The sequence below is a fragment of the Actibacterium sp. 188UL27-1 genome (genome assembly GCF_016901225.1).
Taxonomy (GTDB): domain Bacteria; phylum Pseudomonadota; class Alphaproteobacteria; order Rhodobacterales; family Rhodobacteraceae; genus 188UL27-1.
In genome coordinates this window covers 62,823-86,721 of record NZ_JAFEUL010000014.1, presented here as the reverse complement: position 1 = coordinate 86,721, position 23,899 = coordinate 62,823, and the positions used below count along the sequence as shown (strand labels likewise).

General features: G+C 61.7%; 19 protein-coding genes, 1 tRNA gene and 1 pseudogene. 7 read left to right on the top strand and 14 right to left on the bottom strand.

The annotated features are described in order from the left end of the window. Positions 1–95 precede the first annotated feature (95 nt). Genes IU397_RS16730 through IU397_RS16720 form a run of 3 tightly spaced genes read left to right on the top strand, consistent with a single transcriptional unit; the run spans position 96 to position 3,030 of the window. Complete coding sequence (locus tag IU397_RS16730; RefSeq protein ID WP_204415926.1) at positions 96–1,004, top strand: 3-keto-5-aminohexanoate cleavage protein; 909 nt, start codon at positions 96–98, stop codon at positions 1,002–1,004. Further along, complete coding sequence (locus IU397_RS16725; protein ID WP_239479879.1) at positions 1,001–1,648, top strand: GDSL-type esterase/lipase family protein; 648 nt, start codon at positions 1,001–1,003, stop codon at positions 1,646–1,648. The genes IU397_RS16730 and IU397_RS16725 overlap by 4 nt, the downstream gene beginning before the upstream one ends. Further along, positions 1,645–3,030, top strand: a complete 1,386-nt coding sequence (locus IU397_RS16720; RefSeq protein ID WP_204415925.1) for a carnitine 3-dehydrogenase — start codon at positions 1,645–1,647, stop codon at positions 3,028–3,030. The genes IU397_RS16725 and IU397_RS16720 overlap by 4 nt, the downstream gene beginning before the upstream one ends. A gap of 153 nt (positions 3,031–3,183) precedes the next feature. Here the strand turns inward: IU397_RS16720 and IU397_RS16715 are convergent, their stop codons facing one another. The 12 genes from IU397_RS16715 to IU397_RS16660 form a co-directional block, all read right to left on the bottom strand. After that, positions 3,184–4,740, bottom strand: a complete 1,557-nt coding sequence (locus IU397_RS16715; RefSeq protein ID WP_204415924.1) for an ATP-binding protein — start codon at positions 4,738–4,740, stop codon at positions 3,184–3,186. Beyond that, complete coding sequence (locus IU397_RS16710) at positions 4,725–5,411, bottom strand: response regulator transcription factor (protein WP_204415923.1); 687 nt, start codon at positions 5,409–5,411, stop codon at positions 4,725–4,727. Before IU397_RS16710 ends, IU397_RS16715 begins: the two co-directional genes overlap by 16 nt. Before the next feature lie 95 nt (positions 5,412–5,506). Further along, positions 5,507–7,564: a VIT and VWA domain-containing protein gene (locus IU397_RS16705; protein WP_204415921.1), complete on the bottom strand. Its 2,058-nt coding sequence runs from the start codon at positions 7,562–7,564 to the stop codon at positions 5,507–5,509. A gap of 19 nt (positions 7,565–7,583) precedes the next feature. Continuing rightward, a complete protein-coding gene (gene xrtT / locus IU397_RS16700) occupies positions 7,584–9,014 on the bottom strand; it encodes an exosortase T (RefSeq protein ID WP_204415919.1) in 1,431 nt (476 codons plus the stop codon). A 473-nt stretch (positions 9,015–9,487) separates the two neighbouring features. Next, positions 9,488–9,838, bottom strand: coding sequence for a hypothetical protein (locus IU397_RS16695; RefSeq protein ID WP_204415917.1), 351 nt, complete (start codon positions 9,836–9,838; stop codon positions 9,488–9,490). 411 nt (positions 9,839–10,249) lie between these two features. Then, on the bottom strand, positions 10,250–12,241 hold the full coding sequence (rpoD, locus tag IU397_RS16690) for an RNA polymerase sigma factor RpoD (RefSeq protein ID WP_204415915.1): 1,992 nt from the start codon (positions 12,239–12,241) through the stop codon (positions 10,250–10,252). A gap of 118 nt (positions 12,242–12,359) precedes the next feature. After that, a complete protein-coding gene (dnaG, locus tag IU397_RS16685; protein ID WP_204415913.1) occupies positions 12,360–14,303 on the bottom strand; it encodes a DNA primase in 1,944 nt (647 codons plus the stop codon). Between the two features lie 47 nt (positions 14,304–14,350). Then, positions 14,351–14,893 carry a sarcosine oxidase subunit gamma family protein gene (locus IU397_RS16680; protein WP_204415911.1) on the bottom strand — a complete coding sequence of 181 codons (543 nt, stop codon included), beginning with the start codon at positions 14,891–14,893 and terminating at the stop codon, positions 14,351–14,353. Then, positions 14,886–17,801: a sarcosine oxidase subunit alpha family protein gene (locus IU397_RS16675; RefSeq protein WP_204415909.1), complete on the bottom strand. Its 2,916-nt coding sequence runs from the start codon at positions 17,799–17,801 to the stop codon at positions 14,886–14,888. The genes IU397_RS16680 and IU397_RS16675 overlap by 8 nt, the downstream gene beginning before the upstream one ends. After that, positions 17,798–18,052 carry a sarcosine oxidase subunit delta gene (locus IU397_RS16670; protein WP_204415907.1) on the bottom strand — a complete coding sequence of 85 codons (255 nt, stop codon included), beginning with the start codon at positions 18,050–18,052 and terminating at the stop codon, positions 17,798–17,800. The genes IU397_RS16675 and IU397_RS16670 overlap by 4 nt, the downstream gene beginning before the upstream one ends. Positions 18,053–18,108: 56 nt before the next feature. Then, positions 18,109–19,362 carry a sarcosine oxidase subunit beta family protein gene (locus IU397_RS16665; protein WP_204415905.1) on the bottom strand — a complete coding sequence of 418 codons (1,254 nt, stop codon included), beginning with the start codon at positions 19,360–19,362 and terminating at the stop codon, positions 18,109–18,111. 205 nt (positions 19,363–19,567) lie between these two features. Next, positions 19,568–19,975, bottom strand: a complete 408-nt coding sequence (locus IU397_RS16660; protein WP_204415903.1) for a RidA family protein — start codon at positions 19,973–19,975, stop codon at positions 19,568–19,570. Positions 19,976–20,066: 91 nt separating this feature from the next. Here IU397_RS16660 and IU397_RS16655 point away from each other — a divergent pair, with 91 nt between their 5' ends. Next, on the top strand, positions 20,067–20,960 hold the full coding sequence (locus IU397_RS16655) for a LysR family transcriptional regulator (protein WP_204415901.1): 894 nt from the start codon (positions 20,067–20,069) through the stop codon (positions 20,958–20,960). Positions 20,961–21,086: 126 nt separating this feature from the next. Then, on the top strand, positions 21,087–22,073 hold the full coding sequence (locus IU397_RS16650) for a hypothetical protein (protein WP_204415899.1): 987 nt from the start codon (positions 21,087–21,089) through the stop codon (positions 22,071–22,073). Here the strand turns inward: IU397_RS16650 and IU397_RS16645 are convergent. Beyond that, entirely contained in the window at positions 22,070–22,261 is a 192-nt protein-coding gene (locus IU397_RS16645) for a DUF6324 family protein (RefSeq protein WP_204415897.1), read from the bottom strand. The genes IU397_RS16650 and IU397_RS16645 overlap by 4 nt on opposite strands. Before the next feature lie 42 nt (positions 22,262–22,303). Here IU397_RS16645 and IU397_RS16640 point away from each other — a divergent pair, with 42 nt between their 5' ends. Both IU397_RS16640 and IU397_RS16635 read left to right on the top strand, forming a co-directional pair. Next, positions 22,304–22,807: a GNAT family N-acetyltransferase gene (locus tag IU397_RS16640; protein ID WP_204415896.1), complete on the top strand. Its 504-nt coding sequence runs from the start codon at positions 22,304–22,306 to the stop codon at positions 22,805–22,807. A gap of 59 nt (positions 22,808–22,866) precedes the next feature. Further along, positions 22,867–22,943: transfer RNA gene (locus IU397_RS16635), tRNA-His, on the top strand. A gap of 657 nt (positions 22,944–23,600) precedes the next feature. On the opposite strand, the pseudogene IU397_RS23985 reads toward IU397_RS16635, so the two are convergent. Further along, positions 23,601–23,867, bottom strand: a pseudogene (locus tag IU397_RS23985) (glycosyltransferase family 2 protein); the annotation flags it as partial. Between the last annotated feature and the right edge of the window lie 32 nt (positions 23,868–23,899).

Below are 23,899 nucleotides of genomic sequence, written 5' to 3'. Positions count from 1 at the left end.
CAGTTCAGCCATGGCGCCCGAACGCTTGTCCTCCACATGATCCGCTTGCAATCCCCTGGTCCTGACGGTCTGATCGCACCAAAGGACAGACTGCAATGCCGCTGACCATGAACCAGGAGGTCTTTGTCACCTGTGCCGTCACCGGCTCCGGCGCTACCCAGGATCGCAGTCCCCACGTGCCGCGGTCGCCGCTGCAGATCGCCGACAGCGCCATCGCCGCCGCCAAGGCAGGGGCGGCGATCGTCCATTGCCATGTGCGCGATCCCGAAACCGGCGCACCGTCTCGTGATCTGGGGCTTTACCGGGAGGTCACGGAACGCATCCGGGATGCCGACACCGATGTCATCCTGAACCTGACGGCCGGCATGGGGGGCGATCTGGTCTTTGGGCCCCCGTCACAGCCCCTGCCCCTGACCGATGCCACGGATATGATCAGCGCAGAGAACCGAGTCGCCCATATCGCCGAATGCCTGCCGGAGATCTGCACGCTGGATTGCGGCACGATGAACTTTGCCGAAGCCGATTACGTGATGACGAATACGCCCGGCATGCTGGCCGCCATGGGCCGCACCATGACGGGCCTGGGCGTCAAGCCTGAAATCGAGGTCTTTGATACCGGCCATCTGTGGCTCGCTAAACAATTGGTGAATGACGGCGTTCTGGACAGCCCCGCCCTGGCGCAGCTGTGCATGGGCGTGCCCTGGGGTGCGCCAGATGATCTGAACACCTTTCTGGCGATGGTCAACAACGTCCCCAACGACTGGACCTGGTCCACCTTCTCCGTCGGGCGCAACCAGATGCCCTACGTCGCAGCGGCGGTGCTGGCGGGGGGTCATGTCCGCGTCGGGCTTGAAGACAATCTGTGGCTGGCCAAGGGTCAACTGGCCACGAATGAGGCGCTGGTTACCCGCGCCGTCACAATCATCAAGGCCATGGGAGCTCGGATCATGACGCCGGCTGAGGTGCGCACGAAACTGGCCCTGCAAAAGCGCCCACCCGTATGACCGATGACAGATCCGCCATGCGCCGCATCCTGATCTATGGCGACAGCAACACCTTTGGCACAGGTCCCATGGCGGATCTGTCAGATGACCCGATTTTCAGTAAATCCGACCGTTGGGCCGGGGTCATGGCCCGCAAGTTGGGCCCGAACTGGGATGTCGTGGTCGAAGGATTGCCAGGCCGCACCACCGTCCATGCCGACCCGATCGAAGGTGAACATCTCAACGGTTTGGGTACGCTGCGCGCCATCCTCGCCTCCCACCGGCCCATCGACCTGCTGATCCTTGCGCTTGGCACGAATGACAGCAAGCACCGCTTTGGCCTGACGGCGCAGGACATCGCCCTCAGCACGGCTAGGCTGATACGGGAGGCTGCGGCAACCGGTTATGCGGCACGCATCCTCGTCCTGTGCCCGCCCGCGGTCGAAGAGCGTGGCGATCTGGCCGAGGTCTTTCGCGGTGCGCCTGCCCGCTGCGCAGGATTGGCCAGTCAAATGGCCCGGTGCGCCGCCCACAATGGCGCGGATTTTGTGGATGCCGGTGTCCATATCGCCGTGGATCCCCTGGACGGCGTCCATTTCAGTCGCGAAAGTCACACCATTCTGGGACAGGCCATGGCGGCCAAAGTCAGGGAGATTTTGCCATGAACCAGGCGGCCATTCTGGGCGGCGGCGTGATCGGGGGCGGCTGGGCGGCGCGGTTCCTTCTGATGGGATGGGATGTCGTGGTCCATGACCCGGATCCCGACGCTGCGCGCAGGATCGAGGCTGTTCTGGCCAATGCCCGCCGGTCCCTGCCCGGGCTGTATGACGCCGCTCTGCCCGGCGAAGGGACGCTGCGTTTCGCCAACAGCATTGCCGATGCCGTGGCGCGGGCCGACTGGATCCAGGAAAGCGTACCCGAACGGTTGGAGACCAAGCATCGCGTCCTGGCCCAGGTGCAGGAGGCCTGCCCGCAGGCCGCTGTCATCGCCTCCTCCACCTCCGGTTTCAAACCAAGCCAGTTGCAACAGGGCGCCGCACGTCCAGATCAGATCGTCGTCGCTCATCCCTTCAACCCGGTCTACCTGCTGCCGGTGGTCGAGCTTGTCGGCCATGGGCCAACCTGCACCCGCGCGGCTGAGATCCTTGATGCCCTTGGCATGAGGCCTGTGCACCTCAAGCGCGAAATCGACGCCCATGTTGCAGACCGCCTGCTGGAAGCTGTTTGGCGCGAGGCCCTGTGGCTGGTCAAAGATGACATCGCCACAACGGCAGAGATCGACGACATCATGCGCTACGGGTTCGGGCTGCGTTGGGCCCAGATGGGGCTGTTCGAGACGTATCGTGTGGCCGGTGGCGAAGGCGGCATGGCTCATTTTCTGGAACAGTTTGGCCCGTGTCTTGCCGCGCCCTGGAGCAAATTGACGGATGTACCGGATCTCGACCAACGGCTGATCGACAAAATCGCGGGCCAGTCAGATGCGCAGTCCGGGCACCGCACGATCCGTGATCTCGAACGCGTCCGAGACGACAACCTCGTCGCCATCCTGCGCGCCCTGAAAGGGCGGGGATCGGGCGCAGGCACGCTGCTGAGCGAAATCGACCGGCGGCTCCAAAAGGATCCAGCGCTCACCGACGACCCACTCATCACACTTGACCGCACCGTCCCGATCGACTGGACGGACTATAACGGTCACATGAATGAAAGCCGGTATGGCCAGGTTTTCTCGGATGCCGGTGATACGATCATGCGGATGGCTGGTGCCGACGGTGCCTATATCGCCGACGGGCTCAGCTTCTTCACGGTGGACATTCAGATCAAGTTCCTGGCCGAAACCCATGCCGGCGAACAGTTCCATGTCCAGACCAAAGTGCTTGAGGCGGCAGGCAAGAAACTGCGGATGTTCCACGAAATGATCCACACAGATGGCCGGACCCTGGCGACGGGAGAACAACTGTTGATCCACGTCAATCTCGAAACCCGCCGCGCCTGTGAACCTCGCGATGATGTCGCCGCCGCCATGGCACGGCTTCCAACCCAAACTTAGCCATATGGGGGCCAGACGAAGCCAGATTGATCGACGCGGTGAGGCGGCGGCGTCCCGGTCCGGAACGGATCCGGCGCCGCCGCTTGGCCCAACGCTTTTGGACGCATCTTTGATGCGGTCAAAAGGGGCGGGAGCGCTGCCAGCCCCAGGCAGTCAGAAGATCAGGTGGAAAGTGGCCCCGCCCAATGCGTTGGTCGCCCCCACATCCAACCGCGCCCCGCGACCTTCCAGGACAGCCGTCACGATGGCCAGGCCCATGCCCGTCCCGCCCCCATCGCGGCGGGTCGTGAAAAAGGGCTCCGTCAGGCGATCGCGATTGGCCGCGGACACACCGCTCCCGTCATCCTCGACCGTGAGCGTATTATCGGACCATGACAATCGGACGGTCGCTGCCCCATGTTCCGCGGCATTCCGCATCAATTGGGTCAAAACGATTTCCGCCCCTTCCTCAGACAGGGGCACCTCCGTCCCGTGTGCCACACCATTGTCGATAACCAGGTTCGGCAGGCCCGGAGCCACCGCGCGGACAGCCTCTCCCAAATCCGTTCCTGGCAGTCCCCCAACGGTCTTGGCGCGAGCCAATTCCCGCAGCCGTCCCAGCAGCGTCGTCATCCGCTGCCCCTCGGTCGAGATCGTGCGAACCAGTCGCGCCTGGCGTTCCTGGGGCATGGCGGCGCCACCGGTCTCCAGCAGTTCAGCTGCACCGATGATCGAGGTCACGGGCGATTTCAACTCATGGGTGACGTGATTTGTATAGGTCTCCACCGTGCGCGAGCGGTCGCCGAGCGCCGCTGACATCGACAGGATCGACCCCCCCAGATCCGCCACTTCCCTGACGCCATAGCTGCCCAAGGGTTCCAAGGCGGACCGTTCGCCTTGTGCCACCTGTTGGCTTTGCTCCCGCAATCCCCGGATCGGGCGAGACACAAGCCGCCACAACAAACCGCCCAAGGCGACAGAGCCCGCGATCATAATCGCACCGACCAGCAGCAGGGTCATCCGCTCCTGGTAAACAAATTTCTGCAGGTCCAGCGGTGTGCGCGAAAGATACACCGCGCCAACCACACGGTCCTGCACCACAACCGGCATCGCGACAAAGACGCGGTAACGGGTATTGCGACTGATCGAATTCAAGGGATGAAATTCAATCTTGGTCTTGCTGCGCAGGACCGAGCGGACCTCGCCACGCAAGGCGTCCTGCACCTCGGGCACATTGGCAAGGCTGTAGCGTTCATCGCTGCTGCCGGCGATGACACCACCAAAGGCATCAAGCGCCAGATAGCCCGCCAGATTGCTTTTCTGGATCCGCTTGGCCAGATCGCTCAGTGGTGCATCAATGGCATCATACGGCGCGGTCACAGGATGGATCAGGGGTGTGCCGTCTGGCCGTGGCTGCCGGATGCGACCCTGAAACACGCTAAGGGACGGGGTAATCGGCGTATAATGCTCTGCTCGCGCCTCTTTCTGTTCTGCAGTCAGGAACCGACCGTGGCGTGGTTTATCCCCATAAGCGGCATAGGCGATGGCATAGGCTTCGGCGTAGATTACAGCCTGGGCCAGCAGGCTCCGCTCCGTCTCGCGCACGAACTGGTTGGAGGTCAGGCGCGCCGCTAGCACGCCGACGACCGGCAAGGCGACCAGGGCCAGACAGACAGCCGCAATGACAAGGGCCAGGCTGGGCCGCCATTTGCGAACTATCCTTTCTGACATGTGCCCAGCTTCACGCCCACACCGTGGACCGTTGCAATCACATCCGGATAGCCCAAGGCAGCCGCCTTTTGCCGGACATTGCGGATATGGCTGTCAACAGTCCGGTCAGACAGGTAGGTGTTCGCACCATAAACCGCTTCGATCAACTGATTGCGGCTCAGCACCCGGTCGGGGGCCTGCAGCAAGGCATGGAGCACACCGTATTCGATGCCTGTCAGCACCAGGGGGTCGCCAGCCAGATGCGCCTCATGCTTGGGCTTGTCCATCGTCAGATCATTATGGGACAGATCCGTCGGATCCCCCGCCCCTTTGGACCGCGCCAGGATCGCCTTGATCCGCAGGACCAATTCGCGCGGGCTGAACGGCTTGGGCACGAAATCGTCAGCGCCCAGTTCAAAACCCAGAACGCGGTCGATTTCTTCATCCCGGGCCGTCAGGAACAGGATCGGCAGGGAAGAGGAGCGTCGGATCGCCTTGCAGGTCTCGAACCCGTCCATCTCGGGCATGCCAACATCCAGCACCATCAATTCGGGCTGGGCCGTGGACAAGGCGGCGAGAGCGGCCTGGCCATTGCTGGCTTCGCTGACGATCATCCCGGCATCCTCAAGCGCGAACCGGATGACCTCGCGGATGTTGTGATCATCATCGACGACCATGATCTTGGCGCTCATCTGCCTCTCCTTCGGCCCCCGCCCAGGTTGTTTTTGGTATGGTGAGGCCGGATGGCACGCACCGGTGATCAACTGCATGTCGTCAGCGACGCAGCTCATGCCCGGGCCTGCCACCGACCATGCAGGCGTAGCATGCCAAGCGCGGCCAGCACCAGCAGACCCAGCCAGGTTTGCGGCTCATGTGTGGAGGATCCACTAAAGCCGCTGGGATAGGCCTGTTTGCTCACACCCTTGACCTGCGCCTGTGCCACTTGGGCAGACTGGGCCGGCAGACCTGACCCGTTGACCACCTGCTCGGACACCGCGACAAAGCTGGTATAGCGGGTTTGCAGGCTGTGCTTCAGCCCCAGATCGGTGATCTGTGCCTCGATCCGATTAGGATTGCCGTCACGCACGGCATAGGCACGTTCCAGATCGGCGATGCGTGCACGCGCCCATATCAGCGGCAGCGCCCGAGACCGCGCATCGGGTTGTGCCTGGTTGGTCAGGTTCACCTGCACAGGCAGAATAGCCTCCTGCCCCTGAACCTTGCCGCGGATCGTCACCTCGCCGCGCCCCACGCCCTGATACCACGCCAAGACACGGACCGAGCCCCCGGCGAACAGGTCGGGAATATGCTGGGGCACTGTATCGGTGATTTTGAGATCCCCCCAATCCACCTCGATATCCGTCAAAAGCGGGGTTTTTAGGTCGCGGGCCATAGTTTCCGCCACCTCGAATGCATCTGCCGTCGGATCGACATAGCGCACGTATCCGCGCCCCTCATCGGCCATCGCCTCCAGCAGATACCGGTTGACCGAAGTGCCAACACCAAAGGCATAGATCCGGGCTGCGCCGATCCGGTCGCGGATCGATTTCAGGACCTGCGCTTCGCGCCCGATATAGCCATCGCTCAGGAAAACCACGATCCGCATCGCGCCATCGGGTTGCACCGTGTCAAACGCGGCATTGATGGCGTTATTCATCTCTGTCCCGCCCCCGGCATTCAAGCCGTCGAGGTACCGAAGGGCGGCTTGCCGGTTCTCGGGCGAGGCAGGCAAGGAACTGGTGGCCATTTGCCCGGTCACGTTTGAAAATTGCAGGATCCGGAAATAATCCTGATCGCGCAGGCCCTGGATCGCAGCCCGCATGAACCGTCGGGACGCCTCCATCGGCTGGCCGGACATGGAGCCTGACGTATCCAGCACAAAGACCAGCTCGCGCGGTGTGGCCAGCGCCGTGTCCGGAAAGTTCGGCGGTGCCACCATGAGCGAGACATAGCCGCCCGCGCGTTCGGCATGGGTCAGCGCGCCCGTGGTCAGGTCCTGACCGCCAAGGGTATAGCGCAGAACAAAATCGGCATTGTCGATCTCCCGCCCCTTGGCGAAACGGGCCTGGGTGACGTCGGGCAGCGACAGCAGCGCCAGTTCATGGGTGTCGCTGACAACCCGCTGGACCGGCAGACCGCCGGCAATGCGCACCTCCATCGAAACGCGATCCTCGGCCAGGGTATCGGGAAGCGAAAGCCCGGCCACTGGCGGCTGGGCGGGGGTCTGACTGATTGACCAACCGTCTGCAACAACGGGTGCCTCCGGGTCGGCGGAGGCAACAGTGGCGGGTTCCGGCGTGCTTTGGTAGCGCGGACCGACCACCATGGGGACGACCAACTGGTACTCTCCATCGATCAGCGGCACCGGCTGCACATAGCTGAGGGTCACCGCCACCGGCATGCCAGGCATCAGGTTGGCGATGGATTGGGTGAACATGTTCGGGCGGTGTTGGGTCAAAAGGGCCGCGGCCTTCCCCTCTTTCTCCGCCTTCTCAAAGGTCGCCTTGGCCTTGGCTTTCTTCTGGATCTTGGCGCGGACGACCTCGTCGCCCACCTCCATCTCCATGGCGAAAACGGCAGCGCGTTGGTTCAGGGGAAACAGATAATCGGCCCGCATAGGCAGGTCGGACGGGTTTGCAAAGGTCTGGGTCAGCATCACCGTGACCATATCGCCCTGGATGCTGACATCGTAATGGGCCTGCAGCAGGGGCAGTTCAACCTGTTGGCCATCTTCGGCGGTGCCGACGACCCGGCCCGACAGGTCATCGATGCCGCGTGCGAGTGTCGCGGTGGCCAAGGCCATTCCAAATGCCACGCTGAGGCAAAACAAAAGGGAGGGTTTCATGGACGGGTACTCCTTGGGATCAATGGGTTTGGGGAAGATCAAGGGCAGCGACGGCCGCAAGTTCGAACGCCGCACGGTCGGCATCTGCCATGGCCATAGGCGTGATCCGCTGCACGCTGCGCCACGTGCTGCCGGGATGGGCCAGCCACAGCCAGATGGCCTCGCCAATGCTGGCCGTGGCGTGGCCCGCATCTGAGACATAGGTGACGGAGACGTGCCAGACGTCGCCCTGTAGGCCCGTCGCGCGATAGACGGAATAGGGCGTGCCGGTCAGTCGGGTGCCGCGAAATTCGACGGTGTAGCCCAGGCCGCGCAGACAGACCTCAGGCGCGTGCAGGTGCCGCAGCGGCGAGCGGGTAGAGACCAGATTGATTCCCAGCGGGCCAAACTGCGCCTTGGCGGCCTGACCGCCATAGGCCTCGAAATACCGCTGCTCAAACGCGGTCAGCGCAACGGGTTCGGCCAGGTGACCACCAATCTGCGCAGGCAGCGACAGCGGGTGCGGACGAGAGGAGACATCAATGGGATGCGCGGGGGCTGTGACAATCAACAGTGCAGCACCCACACCAACGGCCCCCACGCCCAGCCGCACAGCATCCGGGATGTGGGGAAGGGTCAGTTCCCTGCGCATCGGCGCAGGCTTCGGGCGGTAGAACAACGCGACCGGCAACAGCGACAGGGCAAGCGTGACGAGGCCGATCAGGGAATGGGCGGGCTCCGCCATCACATCCCAACCCTGCTCAAGACCGATGGCCAGCGCGGTGATCCGGAACGCATTGCCCGCAACCGCCAGGCCGACAATGGCCCCGCCAAGGGCGCAGCCCGTGATCAGGCGCGGCCGGTAGATTGCATTCATGGTAGCAGCAAACGCCAGTGCCAAAAGCAGGCCCGTTGCACCCGAACATGGCAGATCAACCAGCACATCAACCGCCTGCACCGTGATGCGAATGCCCGTGCAGCTAACCTCGCGATACACTACGCCCAGCAGACTGCAGGCCAGATCGGCCGAGATCAATTGCAAGGGATACCCGATCAAGCGCTGTGCGATCACCTCGACCGGCAAAGTGAACAGAAACAAAACCGCCAGCCAAAGGGGCGACAGGGCAAACGGCCGATCCGCAACACCCAGCAGCCGGGCAATGGCATAGATATCCACGATCAGCGCCAGCGCGCCCAGGGTGTTGATCGCCAGGACCTGCCCCAGCAACCGGATGCCTGCCGCCAAGGCCAACAAAATCAGAACCGGCGCGCCCGACTTTGTGCGGGACGGTCCACTTAGGACCGACCAAGCCACCAAACCAACGATCCCGATCAGATACACATAGCCATTGCTGTCATATGTCGGGCTGGTCCAGCTGTTGATCAGCCAGCGAACCGGCTCAATCGCCAGGATGATCGAGGCGAGCGCGCAGCTGGCCAAGGCCAGCGTGGGAAGGGGTCGGTGGGTCATGACCCCGATCTGATCGGCTCATGTGCAGCCGATCAGCGCAGTTTGTGCAGATTTTGATGGTTTTCGTCCGGTGGCTCTGACGGTCCCCGAGTTAACTTTTAACCAACGCGTTTAGATTGGTTAGGTTTTTCATGGTCAAGGCCCATCCAGCGCCACATCGGCTCAGCGCCCATATTGGCCCTCAGGCCCCAAGTGATTGTCGCCGTAGATTACTTCTGTGGTCGGATGGAGTACCAGCCATGGTGATTGCGCCTTTGTCGCCTTGAGATTTTTTAAATGGGGAAAAATCGCCGCTGCTGGCGCATCAATCTTTGTACAGTGCGCCACCGTCACCTCTCGCGGCAACAGGACCCCGCCTATGACAACCACTACCGGGAAAATCAGCAACCCGCCAACTCACTTCAATATTCGCATGTCGCCGCCCAATTCGGCCAATACTTTCAAAGCACAAATTGGGGCTGTCTAAAAAACAATCATGGGGAAACGATAGGCGGCTCCGTGCAGGCTCGCATGGCCTGCCCGATCTGAGGATCGTCCAGACAAGGCGGCTGCTGCTTGGGAAAGGGAAATCGGGATCCATAGATTTGCGCCACGAAACCGGCCTCCGACCATCCCCAGGTTCCGTCACCAATTGCCGGGTCGAACGCATCGCACGTGGCGCCAAGATATAAGGGCGAGCGTGCAGGATTGACGGGCATCAAGATGGCACCGCTGGCATTGCATGTTGCGTTATATCCCGCGTCACCCGCCGTGACGAAATCAGCGGCGGCCAATGCACCCGTTGATCCGAAAACCATCGCAAAAGTAATGCTGATTTTTCTCATTCCGTCCTCCATCCGTCGCCAAGGTTTCCACGCGGCTTGTCCGCCAATCACCCAGCTCAAATGGACAGGGGCGCGCAGACCAACTTTCGGAGCCCATTTGCCGTCCAATCGGACTGGGCGGAGCCGTAAACTAAGGTCAGTCTTGGACCGGGTCAGCATGTTATGACGTCGCAAAGGGCCGCGTCGAATATGGCCATATGGGAACAGATTAGGCGTCAGTCAATTTAGCGCATTGGTCGTTCACCGACCAAAGGGGCGCATCCGATCCGCACCCATCGAACCTCCGTTCGGTCCGTCACACCAACCCACAATTCCGAAAGCTCAGCGAAAGCGGTGGCGTCCCATATGTCGGGCAATTCGTTCGCCTTGCCCGACAAATCCTTTACGGTCCGCTTAACGCGGCTGCATGTTCTATTGATCCAGGAAACTGCGAAGCTTGCGCGAGCGGCTTGGATGTTTCAGCTTGCGCAACGCCTTTGCCTCGATCTGGCGGATCCGTTCGCGGGTCACGCTGAACTGTTGGCCCACCTCTTCGAGTGTGTGGTCGGTGTTCATGCCGATGCCGAACCGCATCCGCAAAACCCTCTCCTCGCGGGGGGTAAGTGAGGCAAGAACCCGGGTGGTCGTCTCTTTCAGGTTCTCCTGAATGGCCGAATCCAGCGGTAGGACGGCATTCTTATCCTCGATGAAATCACCAAGTTGGCTGTCTTCCTCATCACCAATGGGTGTCTCAAGGCTGATCGGCTCCTTGGCGATTTTCATCACCTTGCGGACCTTCTCCAACGGCATCTGCAGCTTTTCAGCCAGCTCTTCCGGCGTTGGCTCACGGCCGATCTCGTGCAGCATCTGGCGACCCGTGCGGACCAGTTTGTTGATCGTCTCGATCATATGGACCGGGATCCGGATCGTGCGGGCCTGATCGGCAATGGATCGGGTGATCGCCTGGCGGATCCACCAGGTCGCATAAGTCGAAAACTTGTAGCCGCGGCGATATTCGAACTTATCGACCGCTTTCATCAGGCCAATATTCCCTTCCTGGATCAGGTCCAGGAATTGCAAGCCGCGGTTGGTGTATTTCTTGGCGATGGAAATCACCAGGCGCAGGTTGGCCTCAACCATCTCTTTCTTGGCCTGGCGCGCCTCTTTCTCACCCTTTTGAACCTGCTGCACGATGCGGCGGAATTCGGGGATGTCGACACCGACATACTGACCGACTTGCGCCATCTCGGTCCGCAGGTCCGAGACTTTGCTACTGGAGCGTTCCATGAGCGCTTGCCAACCGCGACCGGGCTTTTCGCTCATCTTTTCCATCCAGGTCGGGTCAAGCTCATAGCCTCGATAGGCTTCAATGAATTCGCGCCGATTGATACGAGCCTGGTCCGCCAGCTTCACCATATTGCTGTCGATGGACATGATGCGGCGGTTGATGCCGTAAAGCTGATCGATCAGCGCTTCGATCCGGTTGTTATGCAGATGCAGTTCATTGACCAGCACGACGATTTCGGACCGCAGCGTCTGATAACGCTCCTCTTCCTTTTTGGAAAAACTGTCATCCTCATTCAGCGTGGCCGACATGCGCAGATCCTGCATCTCGGCAAGGTCGGCATAGTCCCGGGCGATCAGATCCAGCGTTTCAAGAACGCGCGGCTTAAGTGCAGCTTCCATCGCCGCCAGGCTCATATTGGCCTGTTCGTCCTCATCATCTTCGTCATCGGATTTGATGATGGGATTACCATCGGCATCCAATTCTTCAGAGGGTTCTGTGGCTGCTTCGGGTTTGGGCGCGGCTTCGGGGACGGCGGCAACGACCGGCTCGGTCTCGTCGCCTTCAACGCCCTGTCCAAAGGTTGTTTCCAGATCGATCACGTCGCGCAACAAGATATCTTCGGACAGCAATTCGTCGCGCCAGATCGTGATGGCCTGGAAGGTCAGCGGGCTTTCGCACAGCCCCTGGATCATGGTGTTGCGACCAGCCTCGATCCGCTTGGCGATGGCGATCTCGCCTTCGCGGCTCAACAGTTCGACCGAACCCATTTCGCGCAGATACATCCGCACCGGATCATCCGTTCGGTCCAGCTTTTCGGTTTCAGTCTGCGCAACGGTGACCTCGCGCGATGACGAGGCCTCGACCAGTTCGGTCGATCCCTTACTGTCGTCCTCGTCCCCCTCTTCCTCTTCGGTGACCTGTATGCCCATTTCGGATAGCATCGACATCACGTCTTCGATCTGGTCAGAACTGGCCTGATCGGGTGGCAAAACCTGGTTGAGCTGATCATACGTGATGTAGCCGCGTTCACGCGCTTCCGCGATCATCTTTTTCACAGCGGCTTGGCTCATATCGAGAGACATCTCGGCGTCGGTCTCGTCGGTCTTGCGGTCGTCCGTGTTGTCCTTGGCTGCCATCGACTACTCCTGTCCGCGCGCCCTACCGGGCACTGTCACCACGCCCCGATCCAACCGAATCAATAGAGCGAATCACCCCTAAGTCCACACCGTTACCCGGATCCGGACAAAGATTCCATTATCCTTCAGTATCCTTGCCGGACTTACCAAAGGTGATGCCGTCCAACAGCTTGTCCAGGGCAGACCGTTCTTCCCGGTCCAGACGGGCACCGTTGGGGGCAATCTCAAATTCCGTCACGTCGGCTTCCATTCCGCGAACCGCATTTTGCCGGGCCGCTGCGGCCTGTGCCAATCGCCAATCGACCCCTTCATTGGCGACCCCAGAAAGCTCGTCCATCGCATCACTGATTTCCCGTTCCGCGCCCCGGGCGGCTGCAAGTTTCGCGAGTTCTTCGGTCAGGCACATCCGCGCCAGATCAGTATCCGACGGATGGCGCATCGACGGCGAAAGTTGCACGTGGCGAGCGTTCAACAGCGTTTCAAGGACCTCACGGTCGATTTCTGCGGGAAAACCCGCCAGATCGGCGTCCGGCGGACACCGCAAAAGCGCTGTTGCAACCTTGGCATGGTTGGGCCCGGTCAGGGACACCTCTTCCAACACATGGGCAAACTCGGCCCTCAGGGCGGGATGCGTGATCAATGTGGCGAGGATCACGGCTTCCCGCAGATGCTCCTGCAGCACGGCATCCCCGGTGGCCAGGACAGAGGCGCGCGTCGTCGCCTGGGCGGTTGCGGGCGGGGTCCAGCCCCGTTTGCGCGGCACGAAATCCCGGCGGCCCTGCCCGAACAATTCTGCGCGAAGGCGGCGGATCTCCTCACCGTAATGGCTGCGAATCGATGGATCGGCGATGGTTTTGACCGCGGCACGCAGGCGTTTGTCCAATGCCGCACGGCGTTCCGGGCTGTCGATCTGGGCGCCCTCGGTTTCCCGCCGCCATAAAAGCCGCACCATGGGTTCGGCCTTGTCCAGTAGTGTTTGCATGGCAGGCGGCCCCGCGGCGCGGATCAGATCGTCAGGGTCCTGCCCCTCGGGCATCAGACAAAAGCGCAGGGACTGACCCGCTTCCAATAGCGGCAAGGCGAGGTCGATCAGCCGCATCGCCGCACGCAAACCCGCCTTGTCACCATCAAGCGCAATGATCGGCTCCGGATCGATCCGCCACAGAAGGCGCAACTGATCCTCCGTGACCGCGGTGCCCAGCGGGGCCACTGCGGCCTCAAACCCCGCCTCAACCAGCGCGATGACATCCATGTATCCTTCGGCCACGATCAGGGGTTGGCCTTTGCCCGCTGCTTCCCGCGCGGGGCTGTGATTGTATAGACTGCGCCCCTTGTCGAAAAGCTCAGTCTCGGGCGAGTTCAGGTATTTCGCCCGGGCGTCCGCCGCCATGGCCCGTCCACCCAGGCCAATACAGCGTCCGCGCGGATCCCGGATCGGGTAGATGATGCGCCCACGGAACCGATCATAGGGTTGGCCGCCACCATCCGGTTCGGCAGCCAGGCCCGCATCAATAATCTTTTGTCCCTCGATCCCCTGCCCCGTCAGCGCCTGCCACATGGCCTGGCGTTGGTCGGGGGCAAATCCGATCTCGAACCGCTCCTGCGTCTTGTCGCCCAGGCCCCGCCGGTCCAGATAGGCGCGCGCATCGGACGCGGCCCCGGTTTTCAACTGTAACCGCAGCCAGCGCACAGCGGCCTCCATGACCTTGGCCAATTCGCCACGGCGGTCCGATTTTTCCTGCGCGCGGGGGTCACGTTCGGGCATTTGCATCCCGGCTTCTCCGGCCAGGATCTCGACCGCCTCCATGAAACCCACATTCTCGGTCTCGCGGACAAAACTGATCGCGTCGCCCTTGGCGTGGCAACCAAAGCAATAGTAAAACCCCTTGCGGTCATCGACGTGGAAGCTGGCCGTCTTTTCCTGGTGGAACGGACAGGGCGCCCACATATCGCCCTTGCCCTGGTTCGATTTGCGCGTGTCCCACATCACCTTGCGCCCCACCACATCGGTCAACGACAGGCGCGTGCGCAACTCATCCAAGAATCCAGGCGGCAAGGACATTCCCTTTTATCCGCCGCCGGGCCTGCGGAGTCGAGGGGCGGTCGGTCTCAGGTTGTCTGTCGGGCCGCCACCATCGCCATCGCATCGGTCAAATCATGGGCAGCACTTGCCGCCATGGAACGCATGACGAGGATCAGGTAGGCATCCGCCCCCGTCCGCGTCAGGCTGCATCCCATATGCTGTAGCATCGTCCGCGCGGTCCGACCCACGGCAAACGCGCCGTCCCGCAGATCAAGCGGTGTCAGCCGCACCAGTACGGATCGCGCATTCGGCCCGGACAGCGCCATGGCGGCCCATGCGTCGGACTGATCCGTGAGGGCTGCATGATCACCCAGGCTCGGATTCGGCACAATGCCGATCAGCAAGGCCTGCCCAAGCCCAAACCACAGGATCCGCGCTTCACCCTGCTCAACCACGCCCCCCGGCGCGGGCCAACTCAACCCGTGGGCCGCCTGCAACGCTTGGGCAAGGTCACTGTCCTGGCCAGCGCTCAACAGGGTTACCGGCCCCAGATCCATCTCCACCAGCCGTGCGTCACCAAGACTGACATCCAATCCGTCCAGCGGCATTTGGGCGACCAGTTCAACCACGGGCGCGCCCCCCGTCAGGGTCCACAAACACCGGATCGCAGATCACCACCGGGATCTCCACATCGCGCAAGGCGTCGATCATCCGCAACTCCTCCCCCATACGCTCGGGCCCGTGATGGACAAATCCCAGACCGATGGAATGGCCGAGCGTCGGCGAATATCCCACCGACGTGACATAGCCTTGGTCCTGGGTGGGCACGGCCTTCTCTCCCACCGGATAGAGATGTGCGCCAGCGGTGAGGTCGCCGCTATCGACCGGCTTTAATCCAACCATCCGTTCACGCGCGGGATCCAGCAGGCCCGGGCGGCGGGAGGCCGCCTTGCCAATGCAATCTGTCTTGGCCGAGATCATCCGGTCCATGCCGATATCAAACGCCGTCACACGCCCCGTAATCTCTGCATGGGTGATGAACCCTTTCTCGATCCGCAGGACATTCAACGCCTCCATCCCGTAGGCCCCGCCCCCCATCGCCTCGGCCTGGCTTACCAGCAGCCGAAACAGGCTATCACCATATCGGGCGGGCACGGCGACCTCATAGGCATGCTCGCCCGAGAACGAGATACGGAAAAGCCGCCCGTCAACACCGCAAACCCGCACCGTCCCGCAGGCCATGAACGGGAAACTGTCGTTATCGACAGGTTGATCCAATAGCGTGTTCAGCAGATCGCGCGACTTGGGCCCGGCCACCGCGAATTGCGCCCATTGCTCGCTGACCGAGGTCAGGTGCACATCCCAGTCCGACCGCAAGCCCTGGCGCACGAATTCCAGATGCGCCATCACCGCGCCCGCAGCCGCAGTCGTCGTGGTCATCACATAATGCCCCGCGCCCAGGCAGGCGGTCGTCCCGTCATCCATCACGTGACCGTCCTCACGCAACATCAGGCCATAGCGCACCCGCCCGGGTTTCAAGGTCGAGAACCGATTGGTATAGATGAAATCCAGAAACGCACCGGCATCCGCCCCTTGGATGTCAATCTTGCCGAGGGTCGAGACATCACAGATCCCGACGGCCTGCCGCACATACCCAACCTCCCGGTCGCAAGACAGCCGCCAGGTGGTCTCCCCCGCCTGCGGGAAATAGGACGGGCGATACCAAAGCCCCGCTTCGATCATCGGCGCACCCCGGGCCACACTACTGGCATGGCTGGTGGTCAGACGCTCCGGCGCAAAGCCCTTGCCACGGGCCCCTGCTCCCATGGCGCCCAGGGTCACCGGCACGAAAGGCGGGCGATAGGTCGTCGTTCCCGTCTCGGGGATGCTGCGCCCCGTCACGTCCGCCAGCACAGCCAGCGCCCCGATATTCGAGTTCTTGCCTTGATCCGGCGCCATCCCTTGCGTCGTGTAGCGCTTCATATGTTCGACGCTCACGAAGTTTTCCTGTGCCGCCAGGGTCACATCCTTGGTCGTCACATCGTTCTGGAAATCAAGCCACGCCCGCCCCGGCCCCGCCACATGCCAGATCGGGTGATCCTGTGCGGGCGTCCCCTCGACCTTCGGCAGATCGGTGAATGAGGGACGCAATCCCAGCTTCTCCACAGCCACGCCCGCCGCTTCCAGCCCCGCGGCCAGACATCCGCCTGTGTCATAGGTCCCGTTACAGGCCCCGGCGGCAATCAGGCCGGGCACGGCATCGGGGGCCGGGACAAAGGCGGCGATATCCTCCTGCCAGACCGGGCGCGTGTTTATGTGGCAGGTCAAGTGCACCGACGGTGTCCATCCGCCAGACATCGCCACGGCATCACACGGGATCATCCGGCCCGTCGTCAAGTGGATGCCGGTCACGCCCTTGCGGCCATTCGTGTCCCTGATCTGCGCCCCTGCGATCAGGCGCACGTCTGGCGGCGCCCCGGCCTCCTCGCGCGGGTCGATCAGCGTCGCATTCAGGCCTGCCTCGACAAGATCCCGCGCCGTGCGGCGGGCGCTTTGGGTGCTGCCGAACACTGCCACATCCTGCCCTGGGACAACGCCCCAGCGGTGCAGGTAGCTGCGCATGGCACCGGCCATCATGATGCCCGGCCGGTCGTTGTTGGCAAAGGCGATGGGCCGCTCCAGTGCCCCCGCCGCCAGGACAGTTGCCCGCGCGGTGATCCGCCAGAAACATTCCAACGGCAGGTGTTCAGGTCGCTCCGCCAAGTGATGCCCGACCAATTCCAACGCGCCATAGACCCCACCATCATAGGCGCCAGTGACAGTGGTGCGGGGCATGATCTGCACGCCCATCTGGCGCAACTCCGCTGCCTGCTCCCGCGCCCAGCGCCAGCCCGGCAGCCCGTCGATTTCCTCAATCTCTGACAAAAGCCGCCCGCCGGGTTCGGTCTGATCATCGATCAGGATCACGTCGGCGCCCGCCTCGGCCCCGGCCCGCGCCGCCATCAAGCCGGTCGGGCCAGCACCGATCACCAGCAGGTCACAATGGGCAAATGCCTTTTCATGGCGGATCAGGTCATGGGCCTGCGGCAGCATCCCCAGCCCAGCCGCCTTGCGGATCGTGGGTTCATAGACCTTTTCCCAAAAGGTCTTGGGCCACATGAACGTCTTGTAATAGAAACCGGCGCCCAGGAATGGCGCAAAGAGGTCATTCACGCTTAACACATCACGATCAAGCGAGGGCCAACGGTTCTGGCTGCGCGCCGTAAGCCCTTGATACAACTCCTGAACCGTGGCGCGCGTGTTGGGGATCCAGTCATCCCCGGCCCCGATCTCCATCAGGGCATTGGGCTCTTCGGATCCGGCGGTCAGGATACCGCGGGGCCTATGATACTTGAATGACCGCCCGACGAGCTTTTGACCGTTGGCCATGAGAGCGGATGCCAGCGTATCGCCTTGAAATCCGCGCATGGCTTTGCCGTCGAAGGTGAAATTCAGCGGGGCGTCCCGGTCCACCCGGCCCTTGCCGACCACCCTCATGGTGTGGTCTCTGCGGCCAACGTGACCGATTTGATCGCATGGGTCGTCGTATCCCGGTGCACCACCAGCCAGGCCCCGCAGCCTTGGCCATGGAACCACAGCTCGCGGGTCTCCCCCGATGGATTGTCCCGCAGATGCAGATAGCTATGCCAATCGCCATCTTCGGCCGGGCGGTCGAGCGCCACGGCGTCCCCCTTGATCGAGAATTCCCGCAGGTCCCGCAAACCGCAAAGGGGGCAGTTAATCCGCATCACGTATGCCTTTGGCTTTGATCAATAAACTGTTTAAAACCAATCGGTTATCCGGCTTAGTGTAAGTTATGTTGCGCACCGCTCGCCTCCTCGTCCATCAGGCCAATACCCGTCTCGAACCGGTCAAGGCGGTAGCGCGTCGCGACCCTGTGCGGCTGATCAGTGGCGAGCAGGTGCGCAAAGCAATCGCCCGAGGCCGGCACCGCCTTGAACCCGCCGTAACACCAGCCACAATTCAGATAAAGCCCTTTGATATCAGTGCGATCAATGATCGGAGAGCCGTCGGGCGACATGTCCATGATCCCGCCCCAAGAGCGCAGCACCCGGGCCTTGCCGATCATGGGCATGAGGGTCATGCCCGCTTCGACCACATGTTCGGCCATGGGAAGGTTTCCACGGGCAGCATAGGAGGCGTAGAAATCCAGATCGCCGCCAAAAACCAGCCCCCCCTTGTCGGATTGGCTGATGTAGAAATGGCCCATCCCATAGGTCACCACATGGTCGATACAGGGCTTTAATCCCTCCGTAACAAAGGCTTGCAAAACATGGCTCTCAATCGGCAACCGCATCCCGGCCATCGCCGCGACCTGACTGGAGCGGCCTGCCACGACGATGCCAACCTTGCGTGCGCGGATCTGGCCGCGCGTGGTTTGCACACCGGTCACCTGGCCATTTTCGATATCGATTCCAGTGACTTGGCAATTTTCGATCAGATCGACACCCCGGCTGTCAGCGCCCCTTGCATAGCCCCAGGCGACGGCGTCATGGCGCGCATTGCCGCCACGGGGGTGATAAAGACCACCATATACAGGGAAACGGGTCTGCTCATAGTCCAGATAGGGTAGCATTTCGCACACGCCACCGCGATCCAGCAGAATGGCATCATCACCTTGGCTGATCATCATGTTGCCGCGCCGGGCAAATTCGTCGCGCTGTCCGTCGGAGTGGAATAGATTGATGATCCCCCGCTGGGAATGCATGACATTGTAGTTCAACTCCTCCTCCAGCCCCTCCCATAATTTGAGGGAATGGCTGTAGAACTCAGAATTGCCGGGCAGCATGTAATTGGCCCGTACGATCGTGGTATTTCGCCCGATATTGCCCGATCCAAGGTAACCCTTTTCAAGCACGGCGATATTGCTAAGCCCATGTTTAGCCGCAAGATAATAGGCCGTCGCCAACCCGTGGCCGCCACCGCCGATGATGATGATGTCATAGCTGCCCCGCGGCTCGGGCTTGCGCCAGGCGGGGCGCCAGCCGCGATTACCACGCAGCCCCTCGCGTAGGATGTTGAGTGCGTTATACCGCATGCGCCGCGCCTTTCCCGGTCTGTTCTTTTGAGCAAACCAAGCTCAGCCCTGGCTTGCAAGGCCCTGTCGCGACACGCCCCTGCCTGTGACCGACAAGCGCTACACAGCGTATGCAGAACCCATGCACAAAGCATACATACGCACCGTGCGATGCGATCAGAGGGCGTTAAACATCGAGCCGCCACTGAAGGGACAGAAATACGGGTTAGGCAGGGACCTGAACCACCATCTCCACCTCGATCTTCAGGTCCGGTGCGGCGAGGGCCTTGACACCGATGCCGGTGAGGCTGGGCCGGGCGCCGTCAAGGAACGAGAGGAGTTGGCCCATGACCTGCTGCTGGCCCTCTTCCGTGATCTCGGTCAGATAAAGACGCAAGTTCAGGATATCCGACGGCTGGGCGTTGAGGCTTGCAAGCGCCGACCGGAGGTGAGCGATCATGAGCGTGGTCTGATCGGCCAGGTTGGCAGGCGTCGCTGATCCGTCTACAGGCCAAGCGACCTGCCCAGAGACGAAAGCAATCCGCGCCGGATCCGCGATTGAGATCTGGGAATATCCAATTTTGCCCGCATCGGGCAATGCAGGCGGGTTCAAGCGTTGGATGGCAGTCGACATGGGGGGTCCCTTTCTCTGGTGGTGGAGAGCATCTATGTCGAACCATTGACGATTTACGTTCTACACTGAAGCGAACGAGAGGGGCCTGGCGATGAAGGGATCAGGTGTTGATGACATCATGGTGTTTTTGGCCGTGGTTGAGGCCGGTAGCTTTGTGTCAGGCGGGCGGCGGTTTGGCCTGTCCCGCTCTGCCGCTGGGAAGGCAATCGCGCGGCTGGAAGCGGGATACGGCACCCGCCTGTTGAACCGGACGACCCGGTCCCTGGATATGACAGAGGAAGGCCGGGTGCTATTTGATCGCGGCGTTGAGATCCGGGACGCCATCGCAGCGGCCAATGCGAGCCTGGCCGCAGGCACCGGTGCGCCCCGCGGAACCCTGCGCGTATCGGCGCCCGATGCCCTGGGGCGTCAGTTGATCTTGCCCGTTGTGCAGGCGTTTCTGGCGCAATGGCCTGACATGCGGGTGGCGTTGAGCTTGTCTGACCGGGTCGACAGCATCGTCGAAGACGGATTTGACATCGCGATCCGCATCGGGACGGTCCTGCCCGATACCAGCCTTGTGTCGCGGCGGATCTGGGCCGGGGCGACCATGCTGTGCGCGGCACCAGGCTATTTGGCTGATCACGATCGTCCCGCCCGAATTGAAAACCTGACCCGGCACACTGTCTTGCAATTTGCCAGCCAGGGCGCGCGGCAGGGATGGCGGCTGCAGGACGCAGATGGGGCATGGGCCCGTGCAACGGGGCAAAACCGTCTATACATCGACAGTGCGGCAGGGTTGCGGGACGCGGCCTTGCGCGGCTTGGGAATTGCATTGCTGCCGCAGATCCTGGTGGCCGAAGACCTGCGCACCGGGCGATTGGAACAGGTTCTGCCGCAGACCGATTGCGGTGAGGTGTCGCTGTTTGCGCTTTACCCCCACAAACGCCTGCTGGAGCCCCGGGTACGGCGATTTCTGGATCTGCTGGTGGAAACACTGACGTGAGCCGGTTCCCATTGAGATTTTTTGAACGGCGTTCATTTGCATTGACAGGATGCGCCGCATCTGAAATATGAACGCTGTTCAAATATGTATCTCGGTATGCGAGAGCGACAACTTGGAGACGATTTCATGATTGGACTACGTCACACCCTCGTCACCGCCGCATGCGCCCTCGATGTAATCGCCGCCACGGAACTTTACGCGCAACAGATTGAACGCGACGGGCAAACCATCACCCTGGAGGAGCACGATATGACCCTGGAGGACGCCCAGGCCACCATGGATCCGATCCGGCTGATAGAGGCCTATGTGGTCGACAAGACCCTGCCCCGCAACGCCCGGGGTGGTTGGAGCGAACGGCCCGGCAAAATCTATCTAGTGGGCCAGCAGATCGACGCGGTGATCCGGTTGACCAATGTCGGCAAGCATCATCCGGGCCTGCCCGAGAACGCGCAGGAGATGGAGTTATACATCAACATCCGCAATCCCGCGGGGGAAGTCGTTTTTCACGCCAAACCCGTTCACACCTTTCGGGCCACGCAGGTGTTGCAGGATCCGCTGCAGCAGGATTACTTCACCGACCGTTATACGGTGTCGGCCCGGGTGCCTGCGCCGGGGCGCTATTCGGTGGGGTTCGTGTTTCTGGACAAGACCCGCGCGCCGGACAAGCAAGTGGAACTGGAAGTGCCGCTGGATGTGGTTGTCGAAGATCCCACCGCCCGCGGCCAACTGACCGACCTGACCCAGCTTTGGCGGGACGGGAAGATCAGCCAGAATGACAGTCTGCTGCGCTGTGCTGGATATTTTCACGCCAAGGTCGAACTGGTGGGGCAAAAGGGGATGACCCCGGACCTCTATGCCCAGACAGATGCCCGGGTCAGGTATTTTCTGCACGGGGCCGCGGTGATCGATGCCGCCACCAGTGGCGAAACGGTCACCGATGCTGTGATGGACCAGGCGGTGGAGGAGACGATTGCCGGGATGACGGCGTTTTCTCTGCAATACATGGCCCGGATGATGCGAAACCTAGATGCAGGCCAGCACCCTTGGGACAACGATGTGATGCTGGTGCGCGACGGGGCGACCTGCAACATCATCTATGACAGCCGAGATTAGCGTTTGGTCCCCGCCTCGGCCGTTTTTGCGGCAGCCAGGATCTCTTCCGCGATCTCGCGGGCCTCGTCGGGGTCGAAGTCTAGGGGGATTTCGATCCCGTCACCTTCGATATAAAGGCGCACCATGCCCTGGCTGGTTGGGCCGATCTGCAGGTTGGCCGAAATATCGCTTTCCTTGTTGATGCCCATGGGTCACCTCTGTTGTCATTGGACAATCGGGGTAGCGCGGCGATGGAACGGGGACAAGAGGCTGTGCGCCTTCGGGATATCGAGATTGGCGATGCGGGCTGGCTGATCATGCGGCACGGGGAGCTTTATGCCGATGACGAGGGGTTTGACTGGACGTTCGAGCCGCTGGTGGCAGAGATCCTGGTGGATTTCCTGCGCAACCGCGATCACCGCGTGGAGCGGGCCTGGATTGCGGTGCGCGGCGCGCAGCGTTTGGGATCGATCTTTTGCGTGCGCCAGGATGCCCAAACGGCAAAGTTGCGCCTGTTCCTGCTGGAACCTGCGGCACGGGGATTGGGCCTTGGGCAACGTCTGTTGGATGCCTGTCTGGACCATGCGCGGGACACGGGATTTCAGCGGCTGACACTCTGGACTCACAAGAGCCACCAGGCAGCCTGCGCGCTTTATGCCCGCAACGGTTTTACGATGTTGGCCGAGCAGGCGGTACACTCTTTTGGCTGCGATCTGATCGAACAGCGTTGGGAGATTGACCTGACGGACCGGTGACGTTCCTTGAGCAAAGTGACTTGCATTGGCCCAATGGGCGGTTTATCTCACAAACCTGTGCCGCCTTAGCTCAGTAGGTTAGAGCGCTTGATTGTGGATCAAGAGGTCCCCCGTTCGAGCCGGGGAGGTGGTACCACCAACCTACATCTTTAAGCGCCCCATCCGGCGAAGCGACGTTCAGGTCTGCAAAGATCGACCGCTGGAACGCGCATCCCAGCATGGACAAGACCGCATATTGCCAGCTGGATAGCCGGTAGAGGTCGCGAAACATCTGACGGGGCGAGGTCGCACCGCTGCGGGTCGCCGCCGCAATCGCGTGCATCTGCCGGGTGCGGGACGGGGACAGCCGGTCATGGGCGGTATCACTGCAGGATCGGCTGCGCCATTTCTGGGTCCAACGAGACAAACCGATCGCATCGAAATGCCCGACATAAAGATCACGCAGGCCGGGATCGATCCGCTGTGCCCACTCCCCCACCGCGCAGTCCCCCCGATAGGCACGGTGACATGTCAGCCGGTCGATCTGCGCCCCGCGGCGAATGAATTGCTTGCCTTCCGCATGGCCCAACAAGCCGTGCCGGGTGAGAAACCGGGCATTGCGCGGGTAAAGCGCATGGCGCAGGGCCGTCAAACCGGAAGGCAAGGCCACGCGAAAGGCAGTGCTGGAAAAGGCCGCGTCAGACGCATCACCTGGCCGCCACACCGCCTCTGCCACGGGCAGGCGCATGACCTCAACCTCGTCGGGCAAGGATTTCAGCAATGTCGCGATGGGCTGGCCACCAAAGACGAATTCATCGCTGTCCACCGCCAGCATCCAATCCGTGTCGAGTGTGCGAAAGCCATGGTTGACCACGGCGCAGGCGCGCGTCTTGAACCCAGCATCCGCGGTGGTGCCGATGCTGTGCCAGAAGGAGCTATCACATGTGGTGATCTGCACCCGGTCCCCGGCCAGACCTTGCAGAACATCAGCATCACCATCATAAAAGATCCGGATCCGCGCAGCGCCGAGGTGAAGATAGTAAGCAATGAAATGCTCTGCGATCTCGCGCGTTTCGCGCATCATCACCACAATGCTGAATTCCGATCCCATAT